Here is a 7,664-nt window from a genome sequence, read left to right as displayed (position 1 = left end):
CATTCGCTGACGTGACCGCGTCCGACAGCACGCTCCGCCGCTTCCTCCACGGGCTGCCCGGCGTCGACGCGGTCGGCCTGGAGGCGCGCGCCGCCTCGCTCGGTACCCGCTCGATCAAGACCACGGCGAAGGCGTACGCCATCGACCTGGCCATCTCGATGATCGACCTGACGACGCTGGAGGGCGCCGACACCCCGGGCAAGGTCCGGGCGCTCGGCGCGAAGGCCGTCAACCCCGACCCGACCGACCGCGGCACCCCGCGCACCGCCGCCGTCTGCGTCTATCCGGACATGGTCGCCACCGCCAGGGAGGCCGTCGCGGACAGCGGCGTGAAGGTCGCCTCCGTGGCCACCGCCTTCCCGGCGGGCCGTGCCGCCCTCGACGTGAAGCTCGGCGACGTGCGCGAGGCCGTGGCCGCGGGCGCGGACGAGATCGACATGGTCATCGACCGGGGAGCCTTCCTCTCCGGCGACTACCTGACGGTCTTCGAGCAGATCCGCGCCGTGAAGGAGGCCAGCGGCGCCGCCCGCCTCAAGGTCATCTTCGAGACCGGCGAGCTGTCGACGTACGACAACATCAAGCGCGCCAGCTGGATCGGGATGATCGCGGGCGCCGACTTCATCAAGACCTCGACCGGCAAGGTCGGCGTCAACGCGACGCCGGCGAACACGCTCCTGATGCTGGAGGCCGTCCGCGACTTCCGTGCGCAGACGGGGGTACAGATCGGGGTGAAGCCCGCGGGCGGCATCCGCACGGCCAAGGACGCGGTGAAGTTCCTCGTCCTGGTCAACGAGACGGCGGGGCCCGACTGGCTGGACAACCACTGGTTCCGGTTCGGCGCCTCCTCGCTCCTCAACGACCTGCTGATGCAGCGCCAGAAGCTGGCCACCGGCCGCTACTCCGGTCCCGACTACGTGACGGTGGACTGACACCCATGACCATGGACAAGCAGACTTCTGTGTTCGAGTACGCACCGGCGCCCGAGTCCCGGTCGGTCGTCGACATCGCCCCGTCGTACGGGCTGTTCATCGACGGCGAGTTCACCGACGCCGCCGACGGCAAGGTCTTCAAGACCGTCTCGCCGTCCACCGAGGAGGTCCTCTCCGAGGTCGCGCAGGCCGGTGAGGCCGACGTCGAGCGCGCCGTGCAGGCAGCCCGCAAGGCGTTCGCGAAGTGGTCGGCGCTGCCGGGCGCGGAGCGCGGCAAGTACCTGTTCCGCATCGCGCGGATCATCCAGGAGCGCAGCCGCGAGCTGGCCGTCCTGGAGACGCTCGACAACGGCAAGCCGATCAAGGAGACCCGCGACGCGGACCTCCCGCTGGTCGCCGCGCACTTCTTCTACTACGCCGGGTGGGCCGACAAGCTCGGCCACGCGGGCTTCGGTCCGGCCCCGAAGGCGCTGGGCGTGGCCGGCCAGGTCATCCCGTGGAACTTCCCCCTGCTGATGCTGGCGTGGAAGATCGCCCCGGCGCTCGCGACGGGCAACACGGTCGTCCTCAAGCCCGCCGAGACGACGCCGCTGTCGGCGCTGTTCTTCGCGGACATCTGCCGCCAGGCGGGCCTGCCCAAGGGCGTCGTCAACATCCTTCCCGGATACGGGGACGCGGGCGCGGCCCTGGTCGCCCACCCGGACGTGAACAAGGTGGCCTTCACCGGTTCCACGGCCGTCGGCAAGCAGATCGCCCGGACCGTCGCCGGCACGGACAAGAAGCTCACGCTGGAGCTCGGCGGCAAGGGCGCGAACATCGTCTTCGACGACGCCCCGATCGACCAGGCCGTCGAGGGCATCGTCACGGGCATCTTCTTCAACCAGGGCCAGGTCTGCTGCGCGGGTTCGCGCCTCCTCGTCCAGGAGTCGGTCCAGGACGAGGTGCTCGACCGCCTCAAGTCCCGGCTGTCGACGCTGCGGCTCGGCGACCCGCTCGACAAGAACACCGACATCGGCGCGATCAACTCGGCCGAGCAGCTGGCCCGGATCACCGCGCTCGCCGAGACCGGTGAGGCGGAGGGCGCCGAGCGCTGGTCCGCGCCGTGCGAACTCCCCTCGTCCGGGTACTGGTTCGCGCCGACGCTCTTCACGAACGTCACGCAGGCGCACACCGTCGCCCGGGACGAGATCTTCGGCCCGGTGCTCTCGGTCCTCACCTTCCGCACCCCCGAGGAGGCGGTGGCGAAGGCCAACAACACGCAGTACGGGCTCTCGGCCGGCATCTGGACCGAGAAGGGTTCGCGGATCCTGGCCGTGGCGAACAGGCTGCGGGCCGGGGTCGTCTGGGCCAACACGTTCAACAAGTTCGACCCGACCTCGCCGTTCGGCGGCTACAAGGAGTCGGGCTTCGGCCGCGAGGGCGGCCGTCACGGTCTGGAGGCCTACCTCGATGTCTGAGAAGTCCGAGCAGCAGCGCCTCAGCGTCTTCAAGACCTACAAGCTGTACGTGGGCGGGAAGTTCCCGCGTTCCGAGAGCGGCCGGGTGTACGCAGTGCAGGACAGCAAGGGGAAGTGGCTCGCCAACGCGCCGCTCTCGTCCCGCAAGGACGGCCGTGACGCCGTCGTCGCCGCGCGCAAGGCGTTCGGCGGCTGGTCGGGCGCGACCGCGTACAACCGCGGGCAGGTCCTGTACCGCGTGGCCGAGATGCTGGAGGGCCGCCGCGACCAGTTCGTGCGCGAGGTCGCCGAGGCGGAGGGCCTGAGCAGGTCGAAGGCCGCGGCCGTCGTCGACGCCGCGATCGACCGCTGGGTCTGGTACGCGGGCTGGACCGACAAGATCGGCCAGGTCGTGGGCGGGGCGAACCCGGTCGCGGGCCCCTTCCTCAACCTCTCGACCCCCGAGCCGACGGGCGTGGTCGCGGTCATCGCCCCGCAGGAGTCATCGTTCCTCGGCCTGGTCTCGGTGATCGCCCCGGTCATCGCGACCGGCAGCACGGTGGTCGTGATCGCCGGCGAGGCGTCCCCGCTGCCCGCGCTCTCCCTCGGCGAGGTGCTCGCCACCTCGGACGTGCCGGGCGGCGTCGTGAACGTCCTGTCCGGCAAGGCCTCGGAGATCGCCCCGTCGCTCGCCGCGCACCAGGACGTGAACGGGATCGACCTCACCGGCGCCGACCCGGCCCTCGCCAAGGAGCTGGAGATCGCCGCCGCGGACAACCTGAAGCGGGTGCGCCGTCCCCAGCCTGTGGAGGACTTCACGGCGGACCCGGGCACGGACCGGTTGACGTACTTCCTGGAGACCAAGACCGTCTGGCACCCGACGGGTTCGCTGGGCGCGTCCGGCTCCTCGTACTAGGCACCGCCCCTCCCCGACAGCACGGCCCCCGCGCGGCGTCCCGGATCGCTCAGATCCCGAGGCGCCGCGCGACGCCGTCCAGGACGCAGTCGAGTCCGAACTCGAACTCCCAGGTGGGGTCGTCCTTGCGGGTCGCGCTGTACGCGTAGGCGCGGTAGATCGGGTAACGGCCGCTGTCCAGCAGGTAGTTCATCTGCGGGGCGAGTCCCTTGCGGGTCTCGTCGCCGCTGCCCCAGCCGTGCTCCGCCATGAACCGGGCGAGCGCCACCTCGGACTGCGTCGCGCCGTGGACGTACGAGGCGACGGCGCGGAACGCCGCCATCATGGTGTCGGCGTCGAGCCCCAGGCCGTCGAGCGCCGCCAACTGCCGCTCGGCGACGGCCATCCGGGTCGGCGTGAGCACGAAGAGCGGGGCCGGGAGCTGCGCCATCCAGGGGTGGGCCAGCGTCGTGGCGCGGGTGCGCACGGCGTAGGCCCGCAGCACCTCGCGCCAGCCCGTCACGTCGTCGGGGATCGCGAGCTCCCCCGAGACCCGGTCCACCATCAGCGCCAGCAGGTCCTCCTTGCCGTCCACGTGGCGGTAGGCGGCCATGGGGGCGACGCCGAGCTCGGTGGCGATGCGGCGCATGGTGACGGCCGCGAACCCCTCCGCGTCGGCCACCGCGACGGCGACCTCGGCGATCCGCTGCGGCGTGAGCGCGGCGCGCGGCGCCGCCGGCCGTTCCAGCCGCTCCCACAGGGAGGGCTCGGGCCCCGGCTTCTTCTTCGCGGCCACTGACGGACCCCTTCTCCTCAGGCGTTCCCGGACGGGCGGGCGTGTACATCGTATCCACAGTGGACGCCGTACACATCGGTGTGTACGTTGTACGCATCGAAGATACGCCGTACACAAACAGGTGTCGCAGGCGTTCACCACCAGGGGGTTCCCATGTCCACAGCACCCACAGCACCCGGCGGGTCCGCCACCGCTCCGCTCCGCGTCGCCGTCCTCGTCGGCTCCACCCGCGAGGGCCGCTTCGCGCCCGTGGTCACGCGGTGGCTCAGCGGTCACCTCGGCCAGCGCGCCGACCTGCGCAGCGACATCGTCGACCTCGCCGAGACCCCGCTGCCGACCGTGCTGCCCGCCTTCGGCCAGGAACCACCGCCCGGCACCACGGAGGCGCTCGCGACGGTGACACCGCGCCTCGCCGCGGCGGACGCGTTCGTCTTCGTCACGCCCGAGTACAACCACAGCTTCCCGGCGGCCCTGAAGAACGCGATCGACTGGCACAACACGGAGTGGCACGGCAAGCCGATCGCCTTCGTCTCGTACGGGGGCCTGTCCGGCGGCCTGCGCGCGGTCGAGCAACTCCGGGTCGTGATGGCCGAGTTGAACGCCACTACGATCCGCAACACGGTCAGCTTCCACAACGCCTACGGATCGTTCGACGCGGACGGCCGCGTCGACGACCCGGCGGTGGACGCCGCCGCGAAGGCGATGCTCGACCAGCTGACCTGGTGGGCGCACGCCCTGCGCAACGCCAAGTCCGTCAGCCCGTACGCGAGTTGACGGCCGCCATGACGACACCCGTGGAGTCCCGGACGGCCGCCGCCACGGCGCCGCCCTCCCGGCTGGTGATCGCGGGCCTGCTGCTCGGCATCGTGCTGGCCACCCTCGACGGCACGGTCGTCGGCACGGCGCTGCCGGTCATCGTCGAGGACCTGGGCGGCGTCACCCATCTGTCCTGGGTGGTGACCGCGTATCTCCTGACCACCGCCGTCAGCACTCCCCTGTGGGGCAAGGCCGGCGACCTCTACGGCCGCAAGGGCAGCTACCTCGCCTCGATCACCGTGTTCCTCGCCGGTTCCGTCCTGTGCGGACTCGCCCAGGACATGGGGCAGTTGATCGCCTTCCGTGCCCTGCAGGGGATCGGCGCGGGCGGCCTGTTCGTGGGCGCGCTCTCGCTCATCGGGACGCTGCTGAGCCCCGCGGAGGCCGGCCGCTCCCAGTCGGTCATCGGCGTCCTGCTGCCCGCAGCCATGATCGGCGGCCCGCTCGTCGGCGGCTTCCTCACGGACCAGCTGGACTGGCGCTGGGTGTTCTACGTCAACGTTCCCGTCGGCGCCGTGGCACTCCTGGTCATCGGCGCGGGGGTGCGGGTGCGCACCGAGCGGGTGCGGGCCCGCGTCGACCTCGCGGGCGCCGGACTCCTCACCGCGGCGATCCTCGCCCTGACCCTGCTCGCGAGCTGGGCGGGCCCGACGTACGCGTGGACCTCACCGCAGATCGCGGCCCTCGCGGTCGTCTCGGCGGCGGCCGTCGCGGCGTTCGTACGGGTGGAGCGGCGGGCGGCCGAGCCGGTGATCCCGCCCCGCCTGTTCCGCGACCGGAACTTCACGGTCGCGCAGGTCCTCAGCTTCGTCGCCGGCGCGGCCATGCTGGCCGCCGCCAGCTACCTGCCGCAGTACATGCAGCTCGTCCGGGGCAGGACGTCGACGCAGAGCGGGCTGCTCCTGCTGCCGCTGATGCTCGGCATGATGGGCGCGCAGCTGACGATCGGGCGCCTGGTGTCCGCGGGCGGCCGCTACCGCGCCTATCCGATCGCGGGCGGCGCCCTGGCCACGCTCGGCGCGCTCGCCCTGCTGCTGCTCGGCACCGGGACCCCGGTCTGGGCGGCGTCCGGCCTGACCCTGCTGCTCGGCGCGGGCATCGGCTGTCAGCTGCAGCCCGCGATGCTGATCACCATGAACAGCGCGGACCCCCGCGACATCGGGGCCGCCAGCGGTACGCAGACACTGCTGCGGACGGCCGGGGGCTCGCTCGGGGTGGCGGTGCTCGGATCGGTGTTCGCGAGCCGGGTCGGGGCGGGCCTCACGCCGGCGGGTGTCGTCGACGGGGTGCACGGGGTGGCGCTGGGGACGGCGGCGCTGTGCGCGGTCGGGTTCGCGGTGGCGTGGGCGGTGCGCGAGGTGCCGCTGCGGACGCGCGCCGCGCAGCCGTCCGCCCCGGGCACCGCCGACGCCTGACGCACCGTCCGGTCAGCCCGGCAGCAGCCCCGTCGCGGGCCCGACCAGCGGCAGTTCGCTCAGCGAGCTGCCCGAGGTCACCGGGCCCGTCACGGCCGCCGTGCTGACCGGCTTGAAGTCGGCGACCTGCGTGCCGATGGCGTTGTCCAGCGGGTCGACGCCGGTGCCGGCCAGCGGGTCGAGCTTCAGGTCCTTCACCGGCGCGAGGCCGTATCCGGTCGAGGTGTGCACCGCCTGCGTCAGGGCCTGGACCGGGGTGCCCGTGTCCACCCCCGCCCCGGGCGCGGCACTCGCGGCGGCGCCGCCCGCGGCGACGGCCGCACCGGCGGCCGCCACGGTGAGGCCCGCGCGCAGCAGCGTACGGCGGGTGCTGGAAGGGGACGTGCGGACTGCGTGTCGCGCCATGATGTTCCGCCTGAGCCTTTCGAAACGGGTGATGCGGGTAATCGTGCGGCCACACAGCGTAGTTGACGTGGCTCGTGCCACAACGTCACCACGCGGGGTCGGCGCCGGGCCCCGGATGCCTCACACTGGTCTCTCGTGAGTTCGCATCCTCCGATACCGACCCGGGTCGTCCTGCTGACCGGGCCCTCCGGCTCCGGCAAGTCGTCGTTCGCGGCCCGCTCCGGGCTGCCCGTGCTCTGCCTCGACGACTTCTACAAGGAGGCCGGCGACCCCACGCTGCCGCTGGTGCCGGGCAGTTCGGACATCGACTGGGACTCCCCGGCGTCCTGGGACGCGGACGTGGCGGTCGCCGCGATCGTCGCGCTCTGCGAGAAGGGGCGCACGAACATTCCCGTGTACGACATCTCGACCAGCTCGCGGGTGGGCGCGGACACGCTCGACATCGAGCGCACGCCGCTGTTCCTCGCCGAGGGGATCTTCGCGGCGGACATCGTGGAGCGCTGCCGGGATCTTGGCGTGCTCGCCGACGCGCTCTGTCTGCGCGGCCGCCCCTCGACGACTTTCCGCCGCCGGCTGCTGCGGGATCTGCGGGAGGGCCGCAAGTCGGTTCCGTTCCTGCTGCGCCGCGGCTGGCGCCTGATGCGGGCCGAACGGTCCATCGTGGCCCGCCAGGTCGGGCTCGGCGCGTACGCGTGCGGCCGGGACGAGGCACTGGGCCGCGTAGCCGCGGCAGCAGCGGGCCGAGTCCGCACCCGCACGTAACCGGTCCCCTCGGTCTGCCTGGTCGATCTTTCGTGGGCGTCTGCGGGCCGGGGGAAAGCTGCGCGTCAGCGCATGCCCTTCAGGGGCGCGGGGAACTGCGCGAGAAGCCCCACCGGCCCGCAGAACGCTACGAAGGCCCGGCCCGGCAGACGCAGTCGGCTTTGAGGGGCGCGGGGAACTGCGCGGCCGGCCCCCGCAGACGCCCACGCA

The 7,664-nt window shown here is 72.4% G+C and carries 8 protein-coding genes; 6 read left to right on the top strand and 2 right to left on the bottom strand.

What is annotated here, in order from left to right; translation table 11 throughout:
• The 3 genes from deoC to M4J07_RS45570 all read left to right on the top strand — a co-directional run.
• Nucleotides 1-929: deoxyribose-phosphate aldolase (gene deoC, locus M4J07_RS45580; protein WP_255982851.1), on the top strand; the 929-nt coding region annotated here is incomplete at its 5' end.
• A 5-nt stretch (nt 930-934) separates the two neighbouring features.
• Nucleotides 935-2,386, top strand: coding sequence for an aldehyde dehydrogenase family protein (locus M4J07_RS45575; RefSeq protein WP_255982849.1), 1,452 nt, complete (start codon nt 935-937; stop codon nt 2,384-2,386).
• On the top strand, nt 2,379-3,281 hold the full coding sequence (locus M4J07_RS45570; RefSeq protein ID WP_255982847.1) for an aldehyde dehydrogenase family protein: 903 nt from the start codon (nt 2,379-2,381) through the stop codon (nt 3,279-3,281). Before M4J07_RS45575 ends, M4J07_RS45570 begins: the two co-directional genes overlap by 8 nt.
• Nucleotides 3,282-3,330: 49 nt before the next feature.
• Here M4J07_RS45570 and M4J07_RS45565 read toward each other — a convergent pair whose 3' ends face one another.
• Entirely contained in the window at nt 3,331-4,056 is a 726-nt protein-coding gene (locus M4J07_RS45565; RefSeq protein WP_255982845.1) for a TetR/AcrR family transcriptional regulator, read from the bottom strand.
• Between the two features lie 153 nt (nt 4,057-4,209).
• Here M4J07_RS45565 and M4J07_RS45560 point away from each other — a divergent pair, with 153 nt between their 5' ends.
• Together M4J07_RS45560 and M4J07_RS45555 are read left to right on the top strand one after the other, a co-directional pair.
• Nucleotides 4,210-4,830 (top strand): NADPH-dependent FMN reductase, encoded by a 621-nt coding sequence (locus M4J07_RS45560; RefSeq protein ID WP_255982843.1) that lies wholly within the window; start codon nt 4,210-4,212, stop codon nt 4,828-4,830.
• An 8-nt stretch (nt 4,831-4,838) separates the two neighbouring features.
• Nucleotides 4,839-6,287, top strand: a complete 1,449-nt coding sequence (locus M4J07_RS45555) for a DHA2 family efflux MFS transporter permease subunit (protein ID WP_255982841.1) — start codon at nt 4,839-4,841, stop codon at nt 6,285-6,287.
• A 12-nt stretch (nt 6,288-6,299) separates the two neighbouring features.
• On the opposite strand, the gene M4J07_RS45550 is transcribed toward M4J07_RS45555, so the two are convergent.
• Nucleotides 6,300-6,692, bottom strand: a complete 393-nt coding sequence (locus tag M4J07_RS45550) for a hypothetical protein (protein WP_255982839.1) — start codon at nt 6,690-6,692, stop codon at nt 6,300-6,302.
• Between the two features lie 135 nt (nt 6,693-6,827).
• Between M4J07_RS45550 and M4J07_RS45545 the strand changes: the two genes are divergently transcribed.
• Nucleotides 6,828-7,454, top strand: a complete 627-nt coding sequence (locus M4J07_RS45545) for an ATP-binding protein (RefSeq protein ID WP_255982837.1) — start codon at nt 6,828-6,830, stop codon at nt 7,452-7,454.
• The last annotated feature ends 210 nt before the right edge of the window (nt 7,455-7,664 follow it).

It is taken from the genome of Streptomyces longispororuber (genome assembly GCF_024448165.1).
In the GTDB taxonomy this organism is placed as follows: domain Bacteria; phylum Actinomycetota; class Actinomycetes; order Streptomycetales; family Streptomycetaceae; genus Streptomyces; species Streptomyces longispororuber_A.
Note: the sequence above shows the minus strand (reverse complement) of the source record. Positions and strands in the feature narration are given on the sequence as shown.

Bases quoted from the DNA above. Each gene is read 5' to 3' on its own strand.
- M4J07_RS45575 (WP_255982849.1), top strand. From the start codon at position 935: ATGACCATGGACAAGCAGACTTCTGTGTTCGAGTACGCACCGGCGCCC.
- M4J07_RS45570 (WP_255982847.1), top strand. From the start codon at position 2,379: ATGTCTGAGAAGTCCGAGCAGCAGCGCCTCAGCGTCTTCAAGACCTAC.
- M4J07_RS45560 (WP_255982843.1), top strand. From the start codon at position 4,210: ATGTCCACAGCACCCACAGCACCCGGCGGGTCCGCCACCGCTCCGCTC.
- M4J07_RS45555 (WP_255982841.1), top strand. From the start codon at position 4,839: ATGACGACACCCGTGGAGTCCCGGACGGCCGCCGCCACGGCGCCGCCC.
- M4J07_RS45550 (WP_255982839.1), bottom strand. From the start codon at position 6,692: ATGGCGCGACACGCAGTCCGCACGTCCCCTTCCAGCACCCGCCGTACG.